Here is a 258-nt window from a genome sequence, read left to right on the forward strand (position 1 = left end):
GTTTTAATCTAATGTCGCATGGGAAGGGAAAACTTGATAGAAATGCTATGACACAAACTAGTAGACGATTAAGACAGATTTTCGCTAAGTATGGTGTCGTAGGGATTGTAGTGCATCAAGTCAATGCCAGTGAAGAAAAAGAAAATAAGAAGAAGATTGATAAGATGGAAAGTCCTATACCACAACCAGCTTCAATTTTAGGCTATTCCGAAACTATTGCAGTAGTACAAGATGCTTGTACGATTCTTTCATTCGATG

Annotated in this window: 1 protein-coding gene; it reads left to right on the top strand. The window is 36.8% G+C overall.

Going from position 1 to position 258, the window contains the following annotated elements; all coding sequences use genetic code 11:
- Positions 1-258 (top strand): hypothetical protein (locus R2R70_RS21360; protein WP_410979102.1); only part of this gene is annotated, 258 nt, incomplete at both ends.

The organism is Cobetia sp. SIMBA_158 (assembly GCF_046566945.1).
Classification (GTDB): Bacteria; Pseudomonadota; Gammaproteobacteria; order Pseudomonadales; family Halomonadaceae; genus Cobetia; species Cobetia amphilecti.